Origin of the sequence: Rhodococcus sp. 27YEA15 (genome assembly GCF_049739425.1) — a bacterium.
Taxonomy (GTDB): domain Bacteria; phylum Actinomycetota; class Actinomycetes; order Mycobacteriales; family Mycobacteriaceae; genus Rhodococcus_F.
The window spans coordinates 2,990,198-3,015,661 of record NZ_JBMHHW010000001.1 but is presented as its reverse complement, the minus strand read 5'-3'; the positions used below and the strand labels follow the sequence as shown (position 1 = coordinate 3,015,661).

Below are 25,464 nucleotides of genomic sequence, written 5' to 3'. Positions count from 1 at the left end.
AAGGCCCTGACATGATGGTCCACATGCCTGCGGAGACCGGACTGGATCCAGAACAATCAGCCGCCGTGCTCGCCCCGCGCGGACCGGTGTGTGTCCTTGCGGGCGCGGGAACAGGTAAGACTCGCACCATCACCCGTCGGATCGCGCACCTGGTTGCAGACGGTCACGTCTCGGCCGGACAAGTGCTGGCAGTGACCTTCACCGCCCGCGCGGCCGGTGAGATGCGGGGCCGGCTGCGCGAACTCGGTGTCGGCGGCAGTGGCCCACAGGTGCAGGCGCGGACATTCCACGCCGCGGCGTTGCGGCAGCTCAAGTACTTCTGGCCGCAGGTGATCGGAGACACCGAGTGGAGACTCCTCGACCGCAAGTTCGCGGTCGTCAGCAGCGCGGCCGCGCGCGTCGGACTTCCGACCAGTACGGAGAGCGTGCGAGATCTGGCCAGTGAGATCGAGTGGTCCAAGGCCTCGCTGATCGCACCGGAAGATTATCCGCGTGCCATCGCCAAAATGCGCCGGGAGGCACCGGTCGACGCGACGAAGGTGGCCCAGGTCTATTCGGTGTACGAGGAATTGAAAGCGCGCGGCCAGGACGGAATGCTCCTCGACTTCGACGATCTCCTGCTCCACACGGCCGCGGCCCTCGAGGAACACTCCACCGTCGCCGACGAGTTCCGCGAGCGGTACCGGTGCTTCGTCGTCGACGAGTACCAGGACGTCACGCCGCTGCAGCAGCGAGTACTGGACGCCTGGCTCGGTGATCGAGACGACCTCACGGTGGTCGGCGACGCGAACCAGACCATCTACTCGTTCACCGGGGCCACACCCGGTTACCTGCTCGACTTCTCGCGCAAATTCCCGGACGCGACGGTTGTCCGCCTCGAACGTGACTACCGGTCCACCCCCGAAGTGGTGTCGTTGGCCAATCGGGTCATCGGTGCCGCCCGCGGACGGATCGCGGGCACTCGCCTTCAGCTGATCGGGCAGCGCGCTCGAGGCCCCGAACCGGAGTTCACGGAGTTCGACGACGAACCGGCCGAAGCTCTCGGCGTCGCACGGGCTGTCAAGCGGCTCATCGCGGCCGGGACGCCGGCAGCGGAGATCGCCGTTCTGTACCGGATCAACGCGCAGTCCGAGGCGCACGAGCAGGCCCTCACCAAACTGGGTATACCGTTCCAGGTTCGCGGCGGTGAAGGATTCTTCACCCGCACCGAAGTACGGCAGGCCGTGACGGCGCTGCGGCAGGCGTCGGTACGTGAGGATCTACCGGCGGGCGCGGATACCGGGGAGGCACTCGTGTCGTTGGTGCGGGCCGTGCTCGCCCCGCTCGGTCTGACCACCGAGGAGCCGTCGGGTACACAGGCGCGTGAGCGCTGGGCGTCGCTGACGGCGTTGGTGACACTCACTGAGGAGCAACTCGGTCACGATCCCGATCTGACCTTGACCGGGTTGATGCGGGAACTGACCGCTCGTGCGGAAGCGCGGCACCCACCGACGGTGCAGGGTGTCACTCTGGCGTCGCTGCACGCGGCTAAGGGTCTCGAATGGGATGCGGTGTTCCTGGTGGGACTCAACGACGGAACGCTGCCCATCCAGCACGTTCTCGGTGACGCGAACTCCGGTGCCGACGACGTCGGAGTCGAGGAAGAGCGGCGACTGCTGTATGTCGGGGTGACCCGCGCGCGCGAACACCTGCACCTGTCGTGGGCGCTCGCCCGCAACGAGGGCGGACGGAAGTCGCGTCGCCGCTCGCGGTTCCTCAACGGTCTGATTCCGGAGGATTCGCCGGCGTCGCGGGTGGCTGCTCCGGCGACGGGTAACAAGAAGCGCCCTCGGTGCCGGGTGTGCGGCAAACCGCTGATCGGAACCCCGGCCACTATGCTCGGCCGGTGCGAGAAGTGCCCGTCCAACGCAGATCTCGCACTGCTCGAGCAGTTGCGGGCGTGGCGCCTGGACAAGTCTCGAGAGCTCAAGTTGCCGGCATACGTGGTCTTCAGTGACACAACTCTCATGGCGATCGCGGAGCAGCGGCCGCAGGACAGTCGAGGGTTGGTCGCGATTTCGGGCATCGGCCCCAAGAAGCTCGACAGTTACGGCGAAGACGTGTTGGCAGTTATCCGCGGTGACATAAGAGCCGAAACACTCGACCTCTGACCGGTGCATAACCGCAGGTCAAAAATAGGTTGTGTAGATTCAACGGATTCTCTACTCTGGTTTTCGGTGTTACGGGGCAACCCGTACACGGAAAATATCCGGACCGACACGAAATGGAGGTGGCAAGAAATGACGAACTTGATTTCCTACGAAGCGCGCGTGAACGCGAAGTTCGCTGTTGCCGCCCCCATGCTGCCGCAAGCAGCGGGATCGGCGCAGCACGCGTCACGCCTGCGCTTCGCCGCAGCAGGCAAAGCAGCTGTCGAGTCCGTGTTCTCAAGCCATCGAGAAATTTCTCGGTAGGACACTCCCGTTCACTTACGGCCACGGACCCGCACCCTCGCGGACCGTGGCCTTTCTGTTGGACAACCGACTTCTCGGTTTTCGACTCGGCACAGGTTCGCACCCACAGAACCCTTCTTTGCGACACCGAGTCGCACCCGAGCACTAGGAGACGAATTGTCTGCCAACCTGAACCGAGTGGATTCCGAGAACTCCACCACCGAAACAACTTCCGTGGCAGCGGTATCGTTCATCGAGGTAGCGTCCACACGCCGCGACTTGCCGTGCCGGGTCACGAACCCCGACCTGTGGTTCGCGGAGTCTCCCGCCGAACTCGAGCAGGCCAAGACCCTGTGTGCGGCATGCCCGATCCGTTCCCGTTGCTTGAGCGCGGCTCTCGATCGCGCCGAGCCGTGGGGAGTCTGGGGTGGTGAGATCCTCGATCAGGGCGCTGTCATCGCCAGGAAGAGACCGAGGGGTCGACCGAGGAAGCAGCTCGTGTGCGCGTGAGCGTCACTCGGCCGACGAGGCTTCACCTTCGGTGGGTTCGGTGAAACCGGGTAGCCAGCGGGTCAGAATCGCCATGTACGGCGCATTCGCATCCAATTGAGCGCAGATACCCACCGAACCGAGCAGTACCCGGAAGATCATCAGGTACTGCGGTGGAAGATTGAGAGCACGGGCCGTCCGGAATTGCGCACTGTTGAAATCAGTGGCAGTTCCGGCGGCTCGCTGGAGCCACGAACGAGTGAAGTGGAATGACTCCGTCTGGATCGGATCGGTGAACGGGCGCAGGTAGTCTGCGATCTCCTGATCGGTGACGTCACGTCCGGGAATGACGAAACCGTTGGCCCGCAACAACTCCGTCAACTCGTCGAACTGTTCCTGCACGGCCAGCCGCACCATGGCACCCAGCACGGGCGGCAATCCGTTCGGAAACGGGGCCGCCGCGCCGAAGTCGATGACTCCGAGTCGGCCGTCATCGAGAAGCATGAAGTTGCCCGGATGCGGATCGCAATGCAGCAGACCGACGCGAGCAGGTGAGGCGAAGTGGAACTCGGCGAGGAGCGCACCGGCGGCATTGCGCTGTTCGGCGGTTCCACTCTCGATGATCTTCGTCAGTGGTGTCGCGGTCATCCATTCGGTCACCACCACTTTCGGCGCACTGGCAATCACCTTGGGCACCGCGAACTGAGGGTCGCCGTCGAACTCTGCAGCGAATGCACGTTGATTGTTCGCCTCGATCCGGTAGTCGAGTTCCTCCTCGGTGCGAGCGGTGAACTCATCGATGACCGGGCGCACGTCGACACCGGGCATGACCGAACCGAAGAGACCCGCAAACCGGCCGAGAGTCTTCAGGTCGGCGCGCAACGCTTCGTCGGCTCCCGGATACTGCACCTTCACGGCAACGTCGCGGCCGTCCGACCACACGGCACGGTGTACCTGGCCGATGCTCGCCGAGGCCGTCGGTTCGTCGTCGAACGAGGTGAACCGTTCGCGCCACTTCGTCCCCAGCTGTTGGTCCAGCATCTTGTGAACCTGCTTCGTCGGAAGTGGCGGTGCCGCAGCCTGGAGCTTGTTCAACGACTCGCGATACGGCTCCGCGAATTCCTCGGGCACCGCAGCTTCCATCACACTGAGCGCCTGCCCGAGTTTCATGGCGCCACCCTTGAGCTCGCCGAGTACAGCGAACAGCTGCTCGGCGGCTTTGGCGCTCAACTCGGCGTCGATCTCGCCCTTGTCGCCGCCGGCGAGTTTTCGGCCGAAGCCCATGGCGGCCCGGCCGGCGATTCCCAGAGGGATGCTCGCGAGTTTGGCTGTTCGGGTGGAACTCTTGCGTGGGATCTCGGGCACCACACCATCATGGCTGACCGACGCGTTCTTCGCCTGTATCGGGTGCAAGGTATTGGCAGCTGCACGACGATTGACGAGGCCAGCGCCGAGTCGTGACCCGATACGGATTCAGCTCGATTTCCACGGTTGCCGACAAACCGGACGGAGCAGCGTGGGTACGGGGGTTGAGTACAGCGTCGATTTCGGACAGGGCGAACGAGACGGCGGCATGGACGATCGAGGCCTCGGCGTGCCCGGCGCTGCCCAGCAGTTGCGCCGACAGATGCAGCCAGTCCGGATCGGCTGCCGAGCGGACGATATCGGCACAGCGCAGGCAACTGGATCGTCCGGGAAGGACCAGCGGGCCGACGACCGCCGTCCCGTCCCGCAGACGGACTGACAGATGGGGCAGACCGCCGCGCACCAGATCAGCTACCAGTCGAGGATCGGTGACCACGTCGTCGGTGAGAACCACCAGACTTTCGTTCCACTCGCCGACGACGTCGCTGTTGGTGTAGCCGTGTGAGCGACGGGCTGAAACCCCGCCCGAGCGCAGCGCACCGGCGATGGCGTCGGACAACGGACCACGACCGTGTATCCGAACCGGACCCGTGGCGGTATCGGCATGGCGCAGATATCCGGATCGGGTGAGTTCGTCGACGAGCGCTTCCATGGTTGCCGGAGCGACACCCAGTTGCGCAGCCTTCCACAGCAGCGACGGCAAGGTCGTCCGGCCGTCCATGGACCGGAGCAACGACTGCAGTCCCCGGCTGTCGATACCCGGCGGGGGAGTCAGCGTCATCGCTCGTTCGGGATTCCAGCCGAGCTGAAGGCGTCCGTCCGGGCGAAGCAGCATGGCTATCCGGGTGTCCCATTGCGGGACTGTGGCACGACTGGAGATGTTCCTGGCGGTGTCCATGTCCTAGATGTTCACACCGCGCCCGCCCGCCCATCGGGCTCACCGGCAGGTTGTCCACAGGGCGAGAGCCGCAGTGACCTGCGGCTCTCGCCCTGCCGGTGAAAAAAATTACTTGTCTGTGTCCTCGTCGTCCTCGCGCGCCTTGTCCATCGCCGCTTCAGCGGCGCGCTCCTTGGCCTCGATGGCCTCGAGCTGAGCGATCGGATCGTCGAAGTCGCTCTTCTCGCCGCCGCCGACGATTCCCTGGACGAAGCTGGTCGGTGCGTCCAAATCGCTGGAATCGGGTAGCAGGTCGGGGTGTGACCACACACCGTCACGGGCATCGATGCCGGCGTCGTCGGTGAGCGTGCGCCACAGACCGGCCGCCTCGCGCACCTTCCGTGGGCGCAGTTCGAGGCCGACCAATGTCGCAAAGGTCTGTTCGGCCGGACCGCCCGTCGCCCGCCGACGACGCAGCGTCTCACTCATCGCGGCCACGCCGGGCAGTCGCTCGCCGAGCGCATCGGTGACGACGGTCTCCACCCAGCCCTCGACGAGCGCGAGAAGTGTTTCGAGACGCTCGAGAGCTGCCTTCTGCTCCGGGGTGTTCTGGGGTTCGAACGTTCCCTGCTGCATCAGAGCTTCCAGCTTGCTCGGATCGCTCAGGGTCGACGGATCGAAGTCCTTGGCGAACTCCTCCATGGCGGAGAAGTCCATGGTGATTCCGCGCGCGTACTCCTCGACGGTGGAGAGTACCCGCTGACGCAACCACGGCACGTGGCTGTAGAGACGCTGATGTGCCGCTTCCCGCGCAGCGAGGAAGACCAGCACTTCCTGATGCGGCTGCTCGAGACCCTCGCTGAATGCGGCAACCGCGGCGGGCAACAGAGCTGCGGTGCCCTCCGGTCCGAGAGGTAGACCGATATCGGTCGACGAGAGCACCTCGCTCGAGAGTTGCCCGAGCGCTTGGCCCAATTGCGATCCGAACGCCAAACCGCCCATCTGGCCGAGCATGCCCAGCATCGGGCCTGCCATCTGTTGTGCTTCCTCCGGGAGGCCCTGAACCCACATGCCCGACACCTTCTCGGCCACCGGATCGCACAGTCGCTTCCAGCGATCGATGGTGTTGTCGATCCAGTCGTTGGGCGTCCAGGCGAGAGTGCGTGTCGCGCCGGCAGGCAACGTGGTCGCCGCGTCCAGCCACAGTTCAGCCAGGTGCGCGGCATCGGCGACGGCCTTGACGTTTCCTTCGGTGATCGGCGTGACCGAGCCGATCTGTTGGCGAGCGAGCTTCGTCGCGATGTCGTAGTTCACCGGACCCGACTGCCCACTGCCCATCGACGAACCCATGCCACTGAGCATCTGACCGAACTGAGTCAACATCTGACCCAGCTGTGCGGGATCGAAGGAATCACCACCGGCGCCGAATCCGAACGGCATCTGACCACCTCCGAACGGATTGCCACCCGATGCGTTCTTGTCGCGATCGGGATCGTCGTCGGAGTTGGAGAAGCCGAACGGCATATTGCTCATACCTCAACGGTACAAGGCTTCCACGCCCGGAGTCGCGCTCGCAGTCACGCTGACGGCGAACATGTCGGCGACGACGGTCGGCAGTGCCGTGAGACCACGCCAGGCGCGGGCGCTCTACCCTGGGTCAGGTGAATCGACGGATCGTCACGCTCGTGGCCGCACTCGCCCCCGTTCTGGTGTTGGGAATCGTCGGAACCTCCGTCACGGTTCCGTACGTGGCCCTCGGACCCGGCCCCACGTTCAACACCCTCGGCGAAGTCGACGGCAAACAGGTGGTCGACATCGAGGGCACGGACATCGACCCCACCACGGGACATCTGAACATGACGACGGTATCCGTGCGCGACGGCCTCAACATCTTCGAGGCGTTCGGGTTGTGGGCCAGCGGTAGCCACGGACTCGTTCCGCGTGCCGAGGTGTATCCGCCGTCGAAGACCAAGGAAGAAGTACAGCAGGCGAACACCGCGGACTTTCAGCAGTCCGAGGACAGCGCGGAACTGGCGGCGCTGCACTTTCTGAACAAGCCCGTCGATCTCACCGTCTCGAACGTCGGTGCCGACGGGCCCGCCTCGGGTGCGCTTGTCGAGGGCGACGTCTTGTTGAAAATCGGTGACACCGCGGTCGGAACGGTCACGGACGTACAGAAGGCGGTGGCGGCGATCGCCCCCGGCACCGAAGTGCCGATCACCGTCAGGCGCGCAGGCGTCGAGACGACGGTGCCCGTCGAGATCGGCACTCGCCCCGGCCACAACGATGTCGGGTACCTCGGCATCACGCCCACCGAGATACCCGACGTTCCGTTCACGGTCACCTTCAATCTCGCGGACATCGGTGGCCCGTCGGCCGGGCTGATGTTCACTCTCGCCGTCATCGACAAGCTCAGTCCCGGCGAATTGAACGGCGGCGAATTCGTTGCAGGTACCGGAACCATCGACTCCAACGGAACCGTCGGTCCCATCGGCGGCATCCGCTACAAGTTGATCGCCGCCGCCGACGCGGGGGCGGTCACCTTCCTCGTGCCCTCCCAAAATTGTGACGAGGCGAAACAGAATGCGCCGGAAGGCCTTCGGTTGGTCAAAGTCGACGACCTTGCCGGCGCGGTGAGTGCGCTCGACAGCCTCGACAAGGGCGGGGACGCGCCGAGTTGCTGAGCCGCGATCAGTCGTCGTCCGCTTCGTCCAGAGTTGCGTAGAGCGCGTGGACCAGATGCGGAGCCAGACCGTCGTAGGTCAGAAGCTCCATGTCGCCGTAGGGGTCCGCGTCCTCGTCGGGTCGCATCTGCAACAGCGCGAGCGAGGGCCCGTCGCGTAGGACGCCGACGAACAGTCGTGCCTCTCGTCGGTCCGGGTGGTTGTTCGCAGTCAGACGCGCCACCTCGTCGGCGGCATGGTGGTCGGTGAGCACCGGAGCGGTCGCGTGATCGAGATCCGATTCGGCGGTCGGCGGCAGGACCACTATTTCCTGGACGAGAATGCAGCCTTCGACGGACTCGGGCCAATGCGTCGTGGCGAGAAACTCGTCGAGGGCAGGAGTGCCACCGAGAATGTCCTCGGGTAGTGCTTCCTGCTCGATCGGGGTGTACTCGGCGCCGTCCGCCAGATGGTCGAGGAGTCCGGGTTCGGCCGCGGCGAGCAGATGTGTCGGAACCAGTGCGTACAGGCGCGGCGGTTGGTCCCAACCCTCCGCGTCGACATGGTCGACCACTTCGTGAACGCAGCGGGCGAGGGCGCTCGGTGATCGGCTCGTATTCTCTTCACTCACCCGTTCATCTTTGCACTTGCCGGCAGGGGGCGGACTCGCCGCGTTGCCAACCTGTGACAGTAGTTACGTACAGTGGTTTCACACGGCCATTCCCGGAAGGGGTCTGGCTGCACTGATCGATGCAATCGGTTGCGACGCGAAGGTGTCGCCGAATTTTGGAGCGTGGCACGTGGGCATGCGGCCCCCCGCAGGTATACCCTCTCTGTCCAGACGTAGTCGAATCCTGTTGGTGATTGCCGTTGTCATAGCGGCTCTTCTGCTCGTAGGTCCACGGCTGATCAGCATGTACACGGACTGGTTGTGGTTCGGCGAAGTCGACTATCGCGGCGTGTTCACGAAGGTTCTGCTGACCCGAATCAGCCTGTTCTTCGTGGTCGGCATCATCGTGGCGGCCGTCGTCTGGCTCGCGATGCTCCTCGCCTATCGTTCGCGTCCGGTGTTCGTTCCGGTATCCGGGCCCAATGATCCGATCGCTCGTTACCGCACGACCGTGATGTCTCGACTGCGTCTGTTCGGCGTCGTCATCCCGATCGCGATCGGCATTCTGTCGGGACTGATCGCCCAGTCGAACTGGGTCACAGTCCAGTTGTTCTTCAACGGTGGCTCGTTCGGAATTACCGATCCCCAGTTCAACGTGGACGTCGGTTTCTACACCTTCGATCTTCCGTTCTACCGGTTCGTTCTGAACTGGCTGTTCGTCTCCATCCTGTTGGCCTTCGTGGCAAACCTGCTCACCCACTACATCTTCGGTGGCGTCAAGCTGGCCGGGCGTGGCGGTTCCTTCACCACCGCGGCACGAGTGCAGCTCGCGATTCTGGCCGGTGTGTTCGTGCTCTTCAAGGCGGTTGCCTACTGGTTCGATCGCTATTCGTTGCTCTCGAGTGGGCGCAAGGAGCCGACGTTCACCGGTGCCGGCTATACGGACATCAACGCTGTGCTCCCGGCGAAGCTGATCCTCATGTCCATCGCGATCATCTGCGCGTTGGCCTTCTTCACGGCGATCTTCACCCGCGACTTGCGAGTACCCGCCATGGGTGTGGCGCTGTTGGTGCTTTCGTCGGTCCTCGTCGGTGCCGTCTGGCCGATGGTGGTCGAGCAGTTCTCGGTCAAGCCGAACGCGGCGTCGAAGGAGAGCACGTACATCGAGCGCAACATCGAAGCCACCAGGCAGGCGTACGGGATAACGAGTGACAACGTCGAATACGTCGACTATCCCGGTGTCGGCAAGAGCGAACCACAGAATGTGGCCGCCGACCGCACCACCATCGCCAACACCCGACTGCTGGATCCGACGATCCTGTCACCGACCTTCACCGCACAGCGGCAGCTCAAGAACTTCTACGGCTTCCCGCAGACGCTGAACATCGACCGGTACGAGCAGGACGGTCAGCTTCGTGACTTCGTCGTCGCGGCACGCGAGTTGTCGCCGGCCAACCTGACCGGCAACCAGACCGACTGGATCAACAAGCACACCGTGTACACCCACGGAAACGGGTTCGTCGCCGCGCAGGCGAACGAGGTCACCGTCGTACAGGGCGACAACCAGAACAACACCGGCGGTTACCCGATCTACACGGTCAGTGATCTGTCGACCACTCCGGACAACGAGAACCTCAAGCTCGACAACCCGCGTTCGTACTACGGCGAGGTCATTTCCCAGTCGGACGCGGACTACTCGATCGTCGGTTCGGTCGACGGTGAAGGCCCCCGGGAGTACGACACCGACACCTCGAAGTACACCTACACCGGCTCGGGTGGCGTCCCGATCGGCAACTGGATCAACCGGTTGGCGTTCGCTGCCAAGTACACCGAGCGCAACATCTTGTTCTCGAGCGCCATCGGTGACAACTCCAAGATCATCTTCAAGCGAGATCCCAAGGAACGCGTCAAGGCGGTGGCGCCGTGGCTGACCACTGACGGCGCTGCGTACCCGGCTGTCGTGGACGGCAAGATGCAGTGGATCATCGACGGTTACACCACCGCGCAGGACTACCCGTACGCTCAGCGCAGTTCGTTGGACGGATTGGTCGAGGACAGCATCGATCAGACCACCGGTCGACTGATCCCGCGTCAGGAAGTGTCCTACATCCGCAACTCGGTCAAGGCGACCGTCGACGCGTACGACGGAACGGTCACGTTGTACCAGTACGACGAGAACGATCCGGTTTTGAAGGCGTGGATGGGCGTGTTCCCGGACACGGTCAAGCCCAAGAGCGACATCTCCGACGACCTGCAGGCACATCTGCGCTACCCGGAGGATCTGTTCAAGGTTCAGCGCGAGATGCTCGCCAAGTACCACGTCGACGATCCGAGCGAGTTCTTCACGAACAACGCGTTCTGGTCGGTGCCGAGTGATCCGACCATCGACACGAGTGCAAACCAGCCGCCCTACTACGTGTTGGTCGGCAACAAGGACACGGCGCAACCGGACTTCCGTCTGACCTCTCCGATGGTGGGCTTCAACCGAGAGCTGCTCTCTGCGCACATCTCGGTGGCAAACGACAAGGAGAACTACGGCAAGTTCACAGTCCTGCAATTGCCCACCGATACCCAGACTCAGGGCCCGCAACAGGCGCAGTCCGCCATGACCTCGGACTCGCGAGTCGCATCCGAAGTGTCACTGCTCAAGCAGTCCAACAAGATTCAGTACGGCAATCTGTTGACCTTGCCGATCGCCGAGGGTGGAATCTTGTATGTGGAGCCGCTGTACTCGCAGCGTAACTCGCAGAATGCCTTCCCTCAGTTGGCGCGAGTGCTCGTGAGCTTCAGTGACACCAACGGAATTCGAATCGGCTACGCGCCGACGGTGTCCGAGGCGATCAGTCAGATCTGGCCGGGTGCAGGTGCGGCCGCCACGGTGACGCCGCCGGCGCCGACCGACAACGGTGAGGGGAATACGCCGACGACGGCTCCGGCCACGCCGCCGCCCCCGCCTGCAGCCAACACTCCGGTGACCCCGGAGCAGACTGCCGCTGCATTGGCCACGGTCGACAAAGCCTTGGCAGATCTGAAGACCGCGCAGACAGGCGGCGACTTCGCTGCCTACGGCCGAGCGCTGGACGCTCTGCAGAAGGCGGTGGACGCTTACCAGAACCTCGGTAAGTAACACTCTCGCAAGGTAAGTGACGACAGGCCCGCCACCCGGAATTCGGGTGGCGGGCCTGTCGTCGTACCTCGGGTAGCGGATCTGCGGTTTCTCGGTCGGACAGCAGAAAAGCGGCACCTGCCGAACGTCTCGGAGGTGCCGCTTCTCGCCGAGCGGATCACGTCGGTCAGCGCAGGGCTGCGACGATCTCCGGGTTCGCATCGGAGAGCTGCTGGAACTGTGCGGAGAAGCCGTACTGGCCGGCGAGCTCACGGGCGGTGTCGTACGCCTGGCGCACGTAGGGAGCGATCTCCGCCGGAATCTCGATGGCGGCCGGTGCCTGGACTGCCGGCGCCTGGACTGCCGGAGCCGGTGCGTCGACGACGACGGGTTCGCTGGCGACGGTCAGGCGCTGTCCGCACACGGGCCAGGCGCCGGGGCCCTGTGTCTTGAGGGTGTTCTCGGCCACGCGAATCTGCTCTTCCTTGGACGCGTGAGCCGGTGATCCGGTCCCACCGTTGGCGGTCCAGGTGCTCTGGGAGAACTGTAGGCCACCGTAGTAGCCGTTTCCGGTGTTGATGCTCCAGTTCCCGCCGCTCTCGCACTGTGCGACGCCATCCCAGTTGTGGGTGGCTGCGGAAGCGGTACCGGTGTTGATCGTCAGCGGCACTGCGACGAAGGCGCCGGCTACGGCCAGCGTTCCGAGGGTGCGCTTGGTGATACTGGTGTACGTCATGTCGGGGTAAATCCTCTCCGCGCTTGCTGACAGCGGCGGGCCTGCGGTTCGAATGGTGCGTCTCGTCCCGGGCGCTTGTCTCTCCGTGTCTCTGCCCCTCGAAGGTTTCAGGGGTTCCGGTCCCGCGGGGCAGAGTCAGGCAGCGGCGGGTCGGAGTTCGCCCGGTTGATTCGGGCCGGGATCGACCGTACGTCAGCCTCGAGCAATCGTCATTCCTCCGATTTCGGACGCGAAGAGCGAAGAAATCGGACAGAATTCAACTAAAGCCCAGCGTGACAATCGTCGTTGCCGTTTCGAAGCATCTTCGTTACATGTCTGTTATGTGGCGATGGTCACGCTCGAATTGTGAAGCCGATCACTGATTTTGGGTGATATCGGCGAATTTTCCGTCGTCCATCGGGGGTTTCCTGGCGATTTGTGTTCTGTCTATCCGCTCGTGTAACTTTATTCATGCATCGCGGGGTGGAGCAGCTCGGTAGCTCGCTGGGCTCATAACCCAGAGGTCGCAGGTTCAAATCCTGTCCCCGCTACCAAGAAAAAGCCCGGAGGCCCTGCCTCCGGGCTTTTTGCTGTGCACCTTCGTCAACCTCCGGCGGTTGACAAAGGCGCACAGCAGGGTTCAGGCGTCGCTCACGTCCATGTTCTCGAGAACCTTCCGCAGGAGCTTCCCGGTTGCGTTGCGGGGAAGCTCGTCGATGAAGATGATGTCTCTGGGCACCTTGTAGCGGGCCAGGTTGGTACGGACGTGCTCACGGAGGTCGTCGGAGTTCTCCTCGGTACCTGGAGCGACGACGACGAAGGCGCGTAGTCGATGTCCGAAGTCCTCGTCCGTCACGCCGACCACTGCCGCGTCGAGTACCTCGTCCCGTTCGGCGAGTAGGTTCTCCACTTCGAGCGGGAAGACGTTCTCGCCGCCCGAGACGATCATGTCGTCGTCGCGGCCGTCCACGAACAGTAGGCCGATGGCGTTGAAGTGTCCGACGTCGCCGGTGGAGACCAGTCCGTCGATCCTTTCCTTGTCGCGGCCGTCGGTGTAGCCCTCGAAGCTCAGGCCACTGGAGACGAAGATTCGGCCGGTGACGCCAGGGGTTGTCACGGGTCGGTCGTTCTCGTCGAACAATGTGACGTGGCAGGTGACCGGCGGCCGTCCGGCCGTTCCCGGCGCGATGGTGAGGTCTTCCGGGGTGGCAACCGTGGCGACCGCAACCTCGGTGGACCCGTACAGGTTGTACAGGACGTACCCGAAGGACGCCGTTACTCGCCTGCACAAGTCCGGTGACAGGGACGAGCCGGCGGAGAAGATGATTTTCAGGGAACTGGTGTCGTAGGTCGAGAGCACCGCCGGACCGAGGTCGATGATGCGGGAGAGCATCGTCGGCACCACCACGAGGCTGTCGCAGTGATACTGCGCCACCAACTTCACCGTGTTTTCCGGATCGAACTTGCGATGCATGATCACCGTCTGGCCGAGGTTCAAAGCGATGGCGAACTGGGACACGCCGGTGCCGTGGAAGACGGGGGCGGCCATCATCATGGTTTGTCCTCGGCGCAGCGGGATCCGGTCCAGGAATTGTGCCGATGCCAGTGGCGAGGTACGGCCGCGCGGTGCGCCCTTGGGGGTTCCGGTGGTGCCACTGGTGAGCAAGACGAATCCGCCGGTCGACGCGGGCGCCGGGACCGCATCCGTACTTCTGCCTGCGATCTCCTGATCAAGGGTGGTCGCGTCGGACGTGAGAGTGCTCTCGGTCCAAGCTCGGTAGCGGCGCACGGCGCCGGGGAGTGCGGCGGCGACTTCGGAGAATTCGTCGTCGTAGACGAAGGCGACCACATTCTCCCGGGCGGCGACGTCCGCCAGTTGGGGTGGAGCGAAACCGGTGTTCATGAGAACGAGTTTGGTGCCGTTCTTCGCAGCGGCGAGCATCGTGAGTACAAGTCCGCGATGGTTGCGACACATCGCACCCAGTACGGAATCGGAGGTGATCCCCGCCTCCTGCCATGCCCGTACGAGCGCGTTGCTCTGCCGCTCCAGGTCGGCGTACGTGACGGGTCCGCGCTCGTCGATGATGGCCACCGCGTTGTAGCCGTTGAGAAAATGTGCATGGACCGAACCGGCAAATGGTCCGTATTTGTCCACTGCGGCCAATGCTTTCAGTCCGTGATCAAGTCGCGGAAGGGGCACGAGGCCGGCGCGCGCCATCACCCTGACCGCGCCGAGTGTGTCTGTGACCTTGGTGAGCAAGCCGGGCATACGTGAACCTCTTCCGAGAGTCGAAGTGTGGCCTGCTCCACAGTAATCGCTCACGGCGTGGGGTGTGTCACATCGCTGTCGCCGGTATGGCATCAGCGACATCGCGACCGGACCGAGCCTGCGACGCAGGTGCTGCCGTCGCAGGCTCGGCCGAATCGAGAACCGTCAGTAGATCACTTGAGCTGAGCAGACGACTTTCCGAGCAGTCGGCGAGCAACGATGAGCTGCTGAATCTGCTGCGTGCCTTCGAAAATGTCGAGGATCTTCTTCGGATATTTGGCTGAGCGGGAAATTTGGATATCTGCTTGTCAGATCGTTCTAAGCCATCTCTAGGTTCTCGTCATTTCGATAGCTGTCGGTGCTGATGCGGGACCAGTACGGGACCGATGGTGTGACAGATTCGATCATCCGAGGCGCTGGCTGGCGGATCGGATGCCCATTACGACCGTTCTGTCTGGTTTGATGCTGGCATGACGGCTACGAGATATTCCGGCAACGGGACGACGGTGATCTTCAACCCTGATGAACAAACGCTGACGTTTGAGCACAGTGGAATATTGAATGCAAAGGCGAAGAAGCAGGCGTCACCGTGGGTAATTCCACTCGGAGCGATCGAGAGTATCGAGTGGCGAGAAACCAAGGGCTTCAAGTCTTCCGAGTTTCGGGCGATCCTCCGATCCAGGGCTGGATTCGATGACAACAAGATGGACGATTTCAATTTTGTGAACGGGGCGGACAAGATTACCGATTTCGCCCACGCCGTCGAAAGCGCGCTCGCCGATGCCCAGCCCATCGACGACTTCACGCCCGGCACACTTACGCCAACGGCCGGCCCACCGAAACGCGGCTGGATGGAAGCGCTCGCGGATCAAGCGGTCCTCGGGGAGTTCGAAGGCATCAAACTCAAGCCTGGTTCCATCCACTTCAAGATGTCGAAGCATCCAGTTGCCGGCGCTCGGGCCACCGTCGAAGTCGGTGGCACCCAGCGGCGCACGACCGCTACACGCATGGTCGTTGGCTCCGTCGTCACACTTGGCGTCGGTACAGCGATCGGCGCGATGGCAAAGAAAAAGACGAACAACATCTACCTGACCATCGACCTGGAAGACGGTCAAGTCATCATGGTTGAAGCGAAGTCGAAGCAGGAGAGTAATGCGCGAAAGTTTGCTGCGGCCGTGAATCAGGCGAGTGCAGTCGCGAGTAAGCGGGCCACCCATTCAGAGCCGGAGTCAGCGCAAGCGCCAGTACCTGAATTTGTCGAGTCGATTCGCGAGGATGTCACTGCAGTATCCGCACCTCCACCACCGCCTCCATCGGTCCCGGCAGGGTGGTATCCAGACCCTAGCGGTAACCCAATGCAACGTTACTGGGATGGCGGGCAGTGGACTGACCACACTGCGCCCCTGGTTAGCCCGCCCGAATAGGTGGCTGTAGAGGCTCGAAGGCGGCCCCCGAAACATGGCCCGTTCACCACATGGTGGGCGGGTCATTTTCTTTGTCAGATCCCCGTCAAAAGACTAGACAATACTACCTTATGGGTGTATAGTAATAGATGTAAGGCCGAGAGGCCCTACTGCAAGCCGAAAGGCTTGCAACAATTCAACAGAGTGGGAGCTGAGATGCCCGACAAATCGGATATCTACTTCTGGGTAGCGATAATCACCGGATGGTGGTTCACCTACCGAGCAGGGATAAAGCATCGACTCCGGCGGTATCTGACCGAGCGTCGCAAGCGCAAGGGACGTCACCGCAGGAGGTAGCCGAAAGTGACCGGCCCGATGGTACCGGGCCGGTCACCTAGGTCAGTCTCCCGCTCTCACGAAGAACACGCAACATCGACCGAAAGGACTGGCACAATGCGAAAGCTGACAACCGCCCCGATCGCGGTATTCATCGTCATCACCGGCTTCGCCGCCACGATGCTCGCCCAGAACTTCACACCCACCCGCGCGGTGGTCTGGGGCATCGGGTGGGCGATCACTGGCATAGCCATCGTGCGCCACGAACTCAAGCGCACCGACATCGGCACGAACCGATGAAGGTCTACCTGAGCCGGGGAGAGATAGCCGAACGTCTCGGCGTGGCTCTCGGCACGATCAAGAGCTACGACAAACTCGGCTACCTGCCCGAACCGGATGTGAAGGTCGGCCGAAACTTCGGCTGGGCACCCGAAACAATCGACGAGTGGAACGCCAACCGCCCCGGACGTGGTGCGAGAACGGACCTGACATGACCCAATCGAAGATCATCCCCATCGCCTGCTGGGCGCTACTCGGAGTGAGCGCGCTCGGGCTGCTCGGCTGCATGATCTCGACACTGTGGCTCGGCGCGCTCGTCTGGGTCGTAGTCGGCGCGGGTGCCGGTTACGGGCTCGCTGCCCATCGCCGGAACGTCAGGCGTGCCGCCGAGCGGGTCATCGCAACTAGGGCCGATCTGCAGGACCGCGATTACCTCGCCGGGAAACCAACGGGCGTATTCGGCGACTACCAACCGCCGGCACTTCCGTAACCGACAGACGCCCCACCCGTTCCGTTGCGATCGGGTGGGGCCTCGGGCATCCTGAACCTACCGTCCAGTTTGCCCACTTCCGCGAAGGGAACACTATGGCCACCAGCAATGCACTGAACGCTCCAACTGACGAAGAGATTGTCAAACTCGCCCAGGAATTCGTTGCCGAGCGATCGCGCAGTGGCGTCAAGATCGCCGAATCGGTATCGGTAATTTCATGCCAGGATGGAATCCTGTCGGTCGTCTTCGATCCGGCGAAGGTCGGCTTTACGGTCGCCAAATTCCGGCAAATCAATACGTTCGAAAACCTCGCGGAGTTTATTGCCGGACCAATCGCTGAGACGCTTCCGGTCCCGACCCGACTCCGTGAGTACCTAGTTCGGATCGACACGGCACTACCCGACGGGGAATCACTCGGCGCGTTGACACTGGATGAAATGCGGAAGCAATTCAACATCGAGTAGCTGACACGCAAAGAATCCCGCCACTCGGCCGAGTGGCGGGATTTCTCAATTCTGTAGACTTTTCTACAAGCAGGCTGTAGAGTTTTCTACATGAGCTACTACCGAGTCCAGGCCGCAGACTTCGATACCGCAGCACTCCTCGATCCCGAGCTGCAGGTCTCCGAGTCGTACAGCTCCGACGACGTACGCACCGGAATCTCCGTCTGCGACAGCCTCGAGGAGCTTGCTACCTACCTCGCCGGATCGGGTGTGCCGTTCGATGCCACCTCGGTGGTCGTCGAGCTGGACGGGCCGGACTCTGACGACGAGGACGAGGACGCTCACCTCGGTGCCCGACTGATCATGCCGACCTCGATCATCTCGGTCACCCCGATCACCGACACGCTGCTCGATCTGATCGACGCGGCATTCGACGCAATGGAGGCATGACATGGATATGCAGGATTGGGCAGGGCCGGCGTGGGATGAGCTGGACGATGAGCAGCGGGCGCGACTGAACCGGGAGGCGGATCGGGTGGGTGAGATATACCCCGATCCTGACGACCAGTACGAGCGAGATGCTGCCCTGTCGGCGGCCGTGCAGTACATGCTCGGTGAGACGTCGGTCGCGAAAGTCGGCGACGAGCTGCGGCGCGCGAAAATCGCGGTGCGACAGTTGGCGGTGATGGCCGTGGAGGACGGGCAGGCGGAGACGCGCACGGCACGCGATGCCGGCGTGGACCGGATGACAATCCGGAAGTGGCTCGGGAAGTGACAAAAAGTGCCCCCACCTCGCGATGAGGTGGGGGCTTTGTCGATCAGGTGATGCGGACGTACGTGTTCGCGCCGGGTTGGATCGTGAAGGCATTGGCCCAATTCACGAACCGGCATTCGATCGTCGCGACCTGGCCTACGGCGACCGCGATCGGGCCGGATGAGATCGGAACATTGGTCGTCGCCCACGCGTCGAGAGGGAAGTCGGTGATCGTCTTCACGACCGTGCCGTCGAGCTTCAGGCGTACATCGACCGCATACAGGCCCGACCGGCTGACCACGCTCAGCTGCCCGGATATGATCGCGCTCGGTTTCGCATCCCGAGGCTGGACGCCGTTTCCAGAAACCGTGGCCCCGGGGTCTGCGGCCCATGCGGGCACTGCGAGCCACGACCCGTTTGCAGTCGGAACCCAGTCGCCGTTTTTCGTCATCCCCAGGGGCTGCCTATCGATATGGACCCAGGTATCTGCCCCACCCTGGACCTCCAGGTATCCGTGCCGCCCCTGGATCTGCACGGTGACGATTTGGCCGGTGCTCACAGATATCGGATCAGTCGAGAGCGACAGGTCCACAGTCTGGGAACCGCTCATGGATACGACCGATCCGGTTTTTACGACGATGCCGTCGACGAGCATTCGCATAGCACATTCGTTGCCGCCATTCGCGGTATTTCGGACCCTCACCTGCGAGATGACAGCAGCATCGGATTTCGTCCCCCGCACCGCGACCCCGTTGCTCACGACAGTCGACCCGGTATCTGCTGTCCACGCCGGGACTGTGACCCATGGAAATGTCGAACTGGGAGCCCAATCACCGTTTTTCGTCATCCCGGACGGGGTGAATGGTGGGATGGCTGAGTAGACCCGGCGCATGGTCCCGCCGACGAGCGTCCAGATTTCCTTGATCCGCTGGCTGCCGACCTGAAACGTCTTGATTTTCTGATTACCAACGTTGGGCATGGCTCACTCCGGGATGCAGTAGAGGACGCCGGCCACGGGATTGGCGGGGATCGACGAGACAACCTGAATCGCATCGCCGCGCAGCGCCGTCGTCGCCGTGGTGCCGACTGTCAGGTTCGAGTTCCCCGTTCCTGCGCCCATCGCCGTTCGGGCTGCTGCTGCGTCAGCGGCCCGCATGACCGCCCGACCTACCGCCGTGGCGTCGGTGATGTCCGCGCTGGATGTGTCGACCGCACCTTTCCTGCCGTTGACCGACAACACCGGAGACGCCGGATACGTCGCCTCCAACCAATTCGTAGGCACCGCAGCGGGATTCGCTATCAGCCGGAAATCCGTGCCGCGATCACTGCGAGTGCACCAGTCGCCGCGCTCGCCGCCGAGCGCGATCATCGCCGCCTCCGAATGCGCCACACCCCGGAAGCTCGCGCGCGCCTCGACCGGAATCTGCGCCGCCAGCACTTTGCCGCCGCCGTCGAGATCCGCTTTCGTGGCGAGTTTCGCGGTCAGGCCGGTCACCTGCGCCTCGGTGTGGGTGTGCGTGGTCGGCGTACGGGCATCGGATAGTCGCGGATCACTCGGCTGTATCGACGTGTCCGCTTTGCCGAGCGAGGTGCGGACGTCAGGAGCCAGTTTCGGCACCGTGACCGCATCGGCGGCGAGCTTCGACGTGAGGACCGATCCGTCGAGGATTGCGCCCGCGATGATGCCCTCGGCCGCGTCCTCTGCTCGCTGCGCCTGCGCCGTCGCATCGGTGACTGCCTGCTCCGATGCCTGCCGATCGGCGGCCACGGTCGTGGCGGTGTTCTCGATGCTGCTCTTGATCTGTAGGACGTCGGTCTGGATCTGACCGACAGCACCCTCGGCGGTGACGACGACGTCGCGCGCTTCGGTGACGGTTTGGCGGTCCGTGGCGACAGCTGCGGCAGCCGACTCGACTGCCTGCCGATCTGCCGATACCTGGGCGGCATCGGCGGCGACGTCTTGGATTCCCGCGGCTGTTTGTGTGGCCAGGTTCGCAGCGGATTCTGCGTCGGATTTATGTTGTGCGGCATCAGATTCGGACTGACCGGCAGCCTCAGCGCTTCCGTTCGCTGCTGTAGCGAAACCTTCGGCCTCGTCGCGGAAGCTCTTCGCATCGCGGGCGGCATCGGCGGCATTGGTTGCAGAGTTACCGGACGATACCGCTGCGCCCTCCGCGACACCGCGAGCTTCCACTGATTGATTGCGCGCCAGCTCGGCCGCCGCACGGTCCTGGGCAACCTGCTCGACGTCGTCGGCGATACCCGCGACACCTTCGGCGGCTGCTACCGCGATGTCGCGGGCCTCCACGGTCTCGTCGAGGTACCGCTTCACGAGCGAGACGGCCGGCGGATCCGGAATCTCGTACATCTCGATCAGGTCGCGCAGTCGATGCGTGCCGGTGTCGGGGATGACGATGTCGTACGACTGAATCCACGTTCCGGCCTCGATCAACACCCGACCCGGCCCGCCGTCGAGCCCCGGCGAGGTCAGCTGTCCATTCATTGCGCGCACGGGTACCGGTTTCGGTGCCAGTAGGCCGGTGTTGCCGGACTTCGGTCGACCGGCTTCGGCGGAAAAAGTGATCACGATGTCGACGCCCGCGAGTGCGATATCGGTGAAATCTTCCTTGATGACAGTCATGGCTCTTCACTCTCATCGTCGTGTTCGGACAGGATTGGATTGATTTGCTCATCGCATGCGCGCTGCCAGTCGCCGTCCCATTGCGCAATCCAGTCCGGATCAGGTCCGGTCATCAGGAGCACCCAGCCTGCGGGAAGGCTCTCGTAGTCGCCCGATCGAATCACTTGCGTTGCGCCCGTCGACATTTCGATGATCCACAGATGGGGTGCGATCGGCGCGATGCCACCGACTGCGGGTGCAGCGAACTGTGCCAGCTCGGCCGCTGAGACCCGAAGCTTTCCCTCGATCATCACGACGACGACGCCCCCAATGCTGCCCACATGAGCCGACGCCTGTCGTAATCGAACGCTCCCATAGGCACGGTCGACGGCAGGCTCGATTGGTTACTGAGTCGGGCATGCCGCGCTTGGGGAATCGTCCCGTCCTCCTCGGAAATATTCGTCAGCTGGATCGCCCCCAGCCCTCTGGTGCGCTGGGCGAGTCCGGGGGCGATCTGCAGCGATGCGACCGCGAATAGTTGATCGGGCTCGGCCATCAGATTGAGCCCGGTTGCGATGTGATAGCGACGCCTCTGCCTGGCCAGAATCGCCTTGATGTCGCCCGAGTCCCAGATTTTTATCATCCGGTTGCCGGGCTGGTCGTACCCGTAGATGCCGAGATACCAGGCGTCGATTCCGAACAATCCGGAGTCGGAGCCGGTGATGATGCGGAGCACTTCCAGGGGCGTTGCTCGATCCAAACCTCCACGTAGAAAGGCAAACTCGGCTGCACGTTTGGCCGGGTTGTAGGCGGGTATCACTGAATCCCAGGCCCCGGTATCGGTGAAGGTGTCGATTATCTGCATCATGGTGTCCGGGAACGAGATCAGATCTCGGCCGCCGGCGGATGCCCATGCAGGTGTCGTCACTCCGGTGCGCGTGACATCCTCGAGATCGGCAATCTGCCGGCCGTAGCCAGTGATCAGGATGCCGTTGTCCTCACCCTGTTTTTGAATCTTTCGTATCTCACGGCCGTACTCATCGGCCATGTCGCCCATGTCGCCCCATCCGGGGTCATATCCACTGGACCATCCGTCTGGCGAAGTCATCTCTCACACATCATCTTTCAGCTCGTCCGGTGTGACCGGTTCGGGTGGGATCTCGACGTGTGGCGCGTGCTGGCGGAGCAGGCCGGTCAGCAGTTCGGAGTAGCTGATCCGATCTCTGATGTAGCGCAGCGCAACCTTGATGACGCCCTGATCTTTCTTCCGCTGCGCTTTCAGGTCCGCCACCTCGGATTCGAGGTGGCGGACTCTCGACGTCAACCAGGAACCGAACAGGCCGGTGATGATGAGGCCGATCGCCGCAATCCGCTCGGGGCTGAGTAATTCGAGCAACATGAATCACCTGCTCGATTCCGGCGCGCGGTGACGGCCCCCGGGGACAGCTGTCACGATGGTGTTGCTCGCTGCTTTCGTGATGCCGAAGACGGTGGCCGCGAATGTGAGCACGGCCGCCCAGCCTGTCGCGGTGCCGATCGAGTACCAGAGCGCCAGTGGTGCGAGTGCGGCGAGGAATCCGTAGAGTGCGGTCCGCCACGGCGACGTCGAGTGCAGTAGCGCGAAAACCAGTGTGACGGATGCGATACCGGCCGCCGACCAGAGTGATGCCACCGATTCGGCCACGTAGCCGAGCCCGGACAGCAGTAGCACGACGGCCGCGACGTACGTGTAGTACTGGGTGCGCGCAGTCGCCGGGATGACTGCGCGGATGGTGTCGAGAATTGCCATGTCAGAAGTTCCTCCGCTCGTAGTGATCGGATCGGGCGATGACGGCGTGTCCGGTTGCCCAGCGCCAGACCGCCCAAGCGATTGCCCAGGCGGTGCCTGCGGTGACGAGTCCGGCGGTGGCGGCGATTGCCGCAGCGCCTTTCATCGGACACCGGCCGCGCGCCAGGTGGCTGGGCCGACGATGCCGTCGACTGCGAGGCCGGACCGGCTCTGCACCTGCCGCACAACCGCCTCTGTGGCGGGGCCGAAATCGCCGTCGACTGCCAGGGTTGAATAGCTCGAGAACATGCGATTGAGCTGATTCTGTAGGTAGGCGACATCGGGTCCGATTGAACCGCGTTGCAGGGTGGGGAGCGGGTTCGGTCCAGCGGTTGGTGGGGTAGGTGTGATCGGGGTTGGAGTGGGAACAACGATGCCCGCGAATGCCTTCGACCAGTCGCCGCGGTTGTCGTATCCGTCGACGGAGAATGAGATGTGCATGTGGCTGGTGTGCCCGTTGCTGCCGGTGTACCGGCGCCAGGATCGCCAGTCCGGGTTGGTGATCCACCAGTTGAAGATGATGTAGCCCTGGTTGCGTAGGCGCGGATCTCCGGCCTTGCCCATCTCGAACAGGTAATCGGAAAGTTTGTCGCAGTCGACGCCGTTCCTCGGGTCGTGAGTGAGGTCGAATGCGCGCACGACGCCGACGCCGTTCTTGACCACCCACGGATTGTGATCGGAGCCTTTGCCCTGTCCGGCGTGAGCGTTGTCGCCGATTGTTCCGTCTGATGCTTTGGAGCGGTTCGGGAATCGGCGGTTTACCTCGTTGCGGTATTCGTCGAGAGCGATTGCAGTGCGCCAGGACATCTATTCCTCCTCTGGTGGAACCGATTTGGTGAGCGCCGCTATGGCTTCGGCGCGTTGGTTTTCCGGTAGGTCGTTGAGGCGGGCTACGAACCGTTCGACCGCCGTCGGCGGTGGTGTCGGTCGTGGCCGCGTTTTCGGCGACCATTTACCGGGGTTGTGCGGATGGAGGTCGCCATCTTCGGGTGGGTCGTACCTGATGAGGCAGTCGGCGACGGGCCGGAAACCGAGATTTTCGATATGGCGGGCGAGATCGTTGATTTCGTCGGGCTCGAATTTCGGTAGTGCGTTCTGCATCGCCGGGTGCATGAATGCGTAGGCGTAGGGGTGCATGTCCGGCGGCATTGCCTCGTGCAGTTCGGGGCTGAGTTCTTGCGAGGTGTCCACTGGTGTCCTTTCGGGTCAGGTGGCACTCGAAACCTGACGCAATGCGCCCATGAATGTTTCGGCGTGCCGGAGTGCTTTGGTGCCGTTGGGTTCACCGGCGCGGTAGTCGCCGACCGAGAACGCCCAGAACGGGGCGATGGTGCGCGACCATGACTGTTTGCCGGATGCGATGTTGGAGAGCCAAATTCGGTCACCGATCTCGAAGCCGCATCGGATGCCGACCTCGATATGGCGGCCCATGAAGAAACCGCCGCTACCGTCGTCGAAGTCCGCGGCGAAAGAGACGTATCCGCGAGCCTTGTGCAGCCCGACACGCCCGGTTTGCAGACCGGACGGAGAAATAGCCACGCCGCCACCGGATTCGAATCCTGATTTGTGCGCGAATCGGCCCATCGCCGCTTTGCGTTCGTGGTCGGTGTAGACCGCCCACGCCAGGATCACATCCTCGACTGCTTTGCTGAAAATCCCGAGCGTGAGCCAGGGCATGCCGATGAGGCTGCCGAGCAGGCCGAGGAGAATGTTCGAAATCAGCTTCGCGCCTTGGTTGATCGAGTCCGGGCTCTTGCCGCCCGTGGTGATCGTGTGCTCGATCGGCTTGTGGATCGTCATTTTCGATCGCAGCCCGAGATATTGCCCTCTACGGAAGATGATGTACGGGTCGTCGTCGTTGGCGTGGTTCGGGTTGTTGTTCGGGTCAGCGATCGTGACTGTCTCGGATGTGCCGTCGGATCGGATGATCCGCATCAGGTCGCGGATCGGATCGAGAATCGTGCCCGTGATGCCGGCGGCGACCGAGCGGCGTACGACGTCGAAGACGATCGTCGGGCGGGTGAGGGTGAAGTGCGACGGGCACGGCTGCGGGTCACCTCGACGCCACAACTTCGCTGTCAGTTGGACTCCCGCGTCATCGAGGGTGGATGCGATCAGGTCGTAGAGGTTGTTCATCCTCGACCCGAGTGCGGTCCACTCTGCGATACCGTCACGTTCGGCGATGTACGGAATCATCACCATCGGCCATCGGTCGTTGTCGAAATTCGCTCGCCAGTTCGCGGCATTCCAGATGTCGAATGCAGGATTCCAGCCGGGTTGCTGCTCGCGCAGCAGATTCATGTGCGCGAACGCTTTGATCACCTTGATCGCGTTGCCGAATCGCAGATCCGTCTTCGGTGTCTGGACCAGGATGGTGCGCATCGGGTTCGGCCAACACTGAATGTGTTTGATCTCGTCGAAAATATGCAATGCCACCGGCCGCACTGCGCTGATGCCGTTCTCGTCGGTCTCGACCTCGATGTCGAAAACCTTGTAGCACTCGTGCTCGTACTCGGATTCGAACAACAGGAAGATGTCGGCATCTTTCGGCTGATCGATCAGCCACTGCGCGAGATCGTCCTCGGCGGGGATCGTCACGAACGCTTCACCCGCATCATTGCAGATCACCTCGCGAGATCCGTCGTCCTCGCCCCAGACGTAGCCGACCAGCTCGAGATCCTTGTCGAGGATGCTCACCCGGGGCCGGGCGTTCGCCTGCGCGAGGTCGTGCTCGTATCGCTCGTCGATGACCCGTAGGCCCTCGTCGAGGTCATAGACCGGCATG

At 62.9% G+C, this 25,464-nt stretch carries 28 protein-coding genes and 1 tRNA gene; 13 read left to right on the top strand and 16 right to left on the bottom strand.

Annotation, left to right across the window (positions count from 1 at the left end):
• Positions 1–11 precede the first annotated feature (11 nt).
• The 3 genes from ABH922_RS14140 (at position 12) to ABH922_RS14130 (ending at position 2,942) form a co-directional block, all read left to right on the top strand.
• Entirely contained in the window at positions 12–2,150 is a 2,139-nt protein-coding gene (locus ABH922_RS14140) for an ATP-dependent DNA helicase UvrD2 (RefSeq protein ID WP_424807512.1), read from the top strand.
• Between the two features lie 129 nt (positions 2,151–2,279).
• Complete coding sequence (locus tag ABH922_RS14135; protein WP_424807511.1) at positions 2,280–2,453, top strand: hypothetical protein; 174 nt, start codon at positions 2,280–2,282, stop codon at positions 2,451–2,453.
• 213 nt (positions 2,454–2,666) lie between these two features.
• On the top strand, positions 2,667–2,942 hold the full coding sequence (locus ABH922_RS14130) for a WhiB family transcriptional regulator (protein WP_424809675.1): 276 nt from the start codon (positions 2,667–2,669) through the stop codon (positions 2,940–2,942).
• A 3-nt stretch (positions 2,943–2,945) separates the two neighbouring features.
• Here ABH922_RS14130 and ABH922_RS14125 read toward each other — a convergent pair whose 3' ends face one another.
• The 3 genes from ABH922_RS14125 to ABH922_RS14115 all read right to left on the bottom strand — a co-directional run bounded on the left by ABH922_RS14125 (position 2,946) and on the right by ABH922_RS14115 (position 6,696).
• Positions 2,946–4,289: an ABC1 kinase family protein gene (locus ABH922_RS14125; protein ID WP_424807510.1), complete on the bottom strand. Its 1,344-nt coding sequence runs from the start codon at positions 4,287–4,289 to the stop codon at positions 2,946–2,948.
• A gap of 4 nt (positions 4,290–4,293) precedes the next feature.
• Positions 4,294–5,184: a hypothetical protein gene (locus tag ABH922_RS14120; protein WP_424807509.1), complete on the bottom strand. Its 891-nt coding sequence runs from the start codon at positions 5,182–5,184 to the stop codon at positions 4,294–4,296.
• Between the two features lie 108 nt (positions 5,185–5,292).
• The gene (locus ABH922_RS14115; RefSeq protein ID WP_424807508.1) at positions 5,293–6,696 is read right to left on the bottom strand and encodes a zinc-dependent metalloprotease; all 1,404 of its coding nucleotides are present in this window, start codon (positions 6,694–6,696) and stop codon (positions 5,293–5,295) included.
• Between the two features lie 128 nt (positions 6,697–6,824).
• Here ABH922_RS14115 and ABH922_RS14110 point away from each other — a divergent pair, with 128 nt between their 5' ends.
• A complete protein-coding gene (locus ABH922_RS14110; RefSeq protein ID WP_424807507.1) occupies positions 6,825–7,847 on the top strand; it encodes a YlbL family protein in 1,023 nt (340 codons plus the stop codon).
• A 7-nt stretch (positions 7,848–7,854) separates the two neighbouring features.
• Here ABH922_RS14110 and ABH922_RS14105 read toward each other — a convergent pair whose 3' ends face one another.
• Positions 7,855–8,457: a PPA1309 family protein gene (locus ABH922_RS14105; protein WP_424807506.1), complete on the bottom strand. Its 603-nt coding sequence runs from the start codon at positions 8,455–8,457 to the stop codon at positions 7,855–7,857.
• Positions 8,458–8,632: 175 nt separating this feature from the next.
• On the opposite strand from ABH922_RS14105, the gene ABH922_RS14100 reads away from it, so the two are divergent.
• The gene (locus ABH922_RS14100; protein ID WP_424807505.1) at positions 8,633–11,563 is read left to right on the top strand and encodes a UPF0182 family protein; all 2,931 of its coding nucleotides are present in this window, start codon (positions 8,633–8,635) and stop codon (positions 11,561–11,563) included.
• Between the two features lie 166 nt (positions 11,564–11,729).
• Here ABH922_RS14100 and ABH922_RS14095 read toward each other — a convergent pair whose 3' ends face one another.
• Entirely contained in the window at positions 11,730–12,278 is a 549-nt protein-coding gene (locus tag ABH922_RS14095; RefSeq protein WP_424807504.1) for a transglycosylase family protein, read from the bottom strand.
• A gap of 456 nt (positions 12,279–12,734) precedes the next feature.
• Between ABH922_RS14095 and ABH922_RS14090 the strand changes: the two genes are divergently transcribed.
• Positions 12,735–12,811 (top strand) — tRNA-Met (locus ABH922_RS14090).
• Positions 12,812–12,897: 86 nt separating this feature from the next.
• Here the strand turns inward: ABH922_RS14090 and ABH922_RS14085 are convergent.
• Positions 12,898–14,526: an acyl-CoA synthetase gene (locus tag ABH922_RS14085; RefSeq protein WP_424807503.1), complete on the bottom strand. Its 1,629-nt coding sequence runs from the start codon at positions 14,524–14,526 to the stop codon at positions 12,898–12,900.
• Between the two features lie 470 nt (positions 14,527–14,996).
• On the opposite strand from ABH922_RS14085, the gene ABH922_RS14080 reads away from it, so the two are divergent.
• The 7 genes from ABH922_RS14080 (at position 14,997) to ABH922_RS14050 (ending at position 18,252) form a co-directional block, all read left to right on the top strand.
• Complete coding sequence (locus ABH922_RS14080; protein WP_424807502.1) at positions 14,997–15,950, top strand: DUF2510 domain-containing protein; 954 nt, start codon at positions 14,997–14,999, stop codon at positions 15,948–15,950.
• A 432-nt stretch (positions 15,951–16,382) separates the two neighbouring features.
• Positions 16,383–16,565 carry a hypothetical protein gene (locus tag ABH922_RS14075; protein ID WP_424807501.1) on the top strand — a complete coding sequence of 61 codons (183 nt, stop codon included), beginning with the start codon at positions 16,383–16,385 and terminating at the stop codon, positions 16,563–16,565.
• Positions 16,562–16,759, top strand: coding sequence for a helix-turn-helix transcriptional regulator (locus ABH922_RS14070; RefSeq protein ID WP_424807500.1), 198 nt, complete (start codon positions 16,562–16,564; stop codon positions 16,757–16,759). Before ABH922_RS14075 ends, ABH922_RS14070 begins: the two co-directional genes overlap by 4 nt.
• Positions 16,756–17,034 (top strand): hypothetical protein, encoded by a 279-nt coding sequence (locus ABH922_RS14065; protein ID WP_424807499.1) that lies wholly within the window; start codon positions 16,756–16,758, stop codon positions 17,032–17,034. Before ABH922_RS14070 ends, ABH922_RS14065 begins: the two co-directional genes overlap by 4 nt.
• A gap of 95 nt (positions 17,035–17,129) precedes the next feature.
• Positions 17,130–17,498: a hypothetical protein gene (locus ABH922_RS14060; RefSeq protein WP_424807498.1), complete on the top strand. Its 369-nt coding sequence runs from the start codon at positions 17,130–17,132 to the stop codon at positions 17,496–17,498.
• A 90-nt stretch (positions 17,499–17,588) separates the two neighbouring features.
• Positions 17,589–17,927 (top strand): hypothetical protein, encoded by a 339-nt coding sequence (locus tag ABH922_RS14055; protein ID WP_424807497.1) that lies wholly within the window; start codon positions 17,589–17,591, stop codon positions 17,925–17,927.
• A gap of 1 nt (position 17,928) precedes the next feature.
• The gene (locus tag ABH922_RS14050) at positions 17,929–18,252 is read left to right on the top strand and encodes a hypothetical protein (RefSeq protein ID WP_424807496.1); all 324 of its coding nucleotides are present in this window, start codon (positions 17,929–17,931) and stop codon (positions 18,250–18,252) included.
• 43 nt (positions 18,253–18,295) lie between these two features.
• Here the strand turns inward: ABH922_RS14050 and ABH922_RS14045 are convergent, their stop codons facing one another.
• From ABH922_RS14045 to ABH922_RS14000, 10 genes are all read right to left on the bottom strand, one after another.
• On the bottom strand, positions 18,296–18,886 hold the full coding sequence (locus ABH922_RS14045) for a hypothetical protein (RefSeq protein ID WP_424807495.1): 591 nt from the start codon (positions 18,884–18,886) through the stop codon (positions 18,296–18,298).
• Positions 18,887–19,213: 327 nt separating this feature from the next.
• Positions 19,214–20,872, bottom strand: coding sequence for a hypothetical protein (locus ABH922_RS14040; protein WP_424807494.1), 1,659 nt, complete (start codon positions 20,870–20,872; stop codon positions 19,214–19,216).
• Positions 20,869–21,192: a hypothetical protein gene (locus tag ABH922_RS14035; RefSeq protein ID WP_424807493.1), complete on the bottom strand. Its 324-nt coding sequence runs from the start codon at positions 21,190–21,192 to the stop codon at positions 20,869–20,871. Before ABH922_RS14035 ends, ABH922_RS14040 begins: the two co-directional genes overlap by 4 nt.
• Complete coding sequence (locus tag ABH922_RS14030) at positions 21,162–21,959, bottom strand: hypothetical protein (protein ID WP_424807492.1); 798 nt, start codon at positions 21,957–21,959, stop codon at positions 21,162–21,164. Before ABH922_RS14030 ends, ABH922_RS14035 begins: the two co-directional genes overlap by 31 nt.
• A gap of 3 nt (positions 21,960–21,962) precedes the next feature.
• Entirely contained in the window at positions 21,963–22,250 is a 288-nt protein-coding gene (locus ABH922_RS14025; protein ID WP_424807491.1) for a hypothetical protein, read from the bottom strand.
• Positions 22,251–22,253: 3 nt separating this feature from the next.
• Positions 22,254–22,640, bottom strand: coding sequence for a phage holin (locus ABH922_RS14020; RefSeq protein WP_424807490.1), 387 nt, complete (start codon positions 22,638–22,640; stop codon positions 22,254–22,256).
• Between the two features lies 1 nt (position 22,641).
• Positions 22,642–22,785, bottom strand: coding sequence for a hypothetical protein (locus ABH922_RS14015; protein ID WP_424807489.1), 144 nt, complete (start codon positions 22,783–22,785; stop codon positions 22,642–22,644).
• Positions 22,782–23,486, bottom strand: a complete 705-nt coding sequence (locus ABH922_RS14010; protein ID WP_424807488.1) for a peptidoglycan-binding domain-containing protein — start codon at positions 23,484–23,486, stop codon at positions 22,782–22,784. Before ABH922_RS14010 ends, ABH922_RS14015 begins: the two co-directional genes overlap by 4 nt.
• Positions 23,487–23,870 (bottom strand): phage gene 29 protein family protein, encoded by a 384-nt coding sequence (locus ABH922_RS14005; RefSeq protein ID WP_424807487.1) that lies wholly within the window; start codon positions 23,868–23,870, stop codon positions 23,487–23,489.
• Between the two features lie 15 nt (positions 23,871–23,885).
• The gene (locus ABH922_RS14000) at positions 23,886–25,463 is read right to left on the bottom strand and encodes a hypothetical protein (protein ID WP_424807486.1); all 1,578 of its coding nucleotides are present in this window, start codon (positions 25,461–25,463) and stop codon (positions 23,886–23,888) included.
• Position 25,464 lies beyond the last annotated feature (1 nt).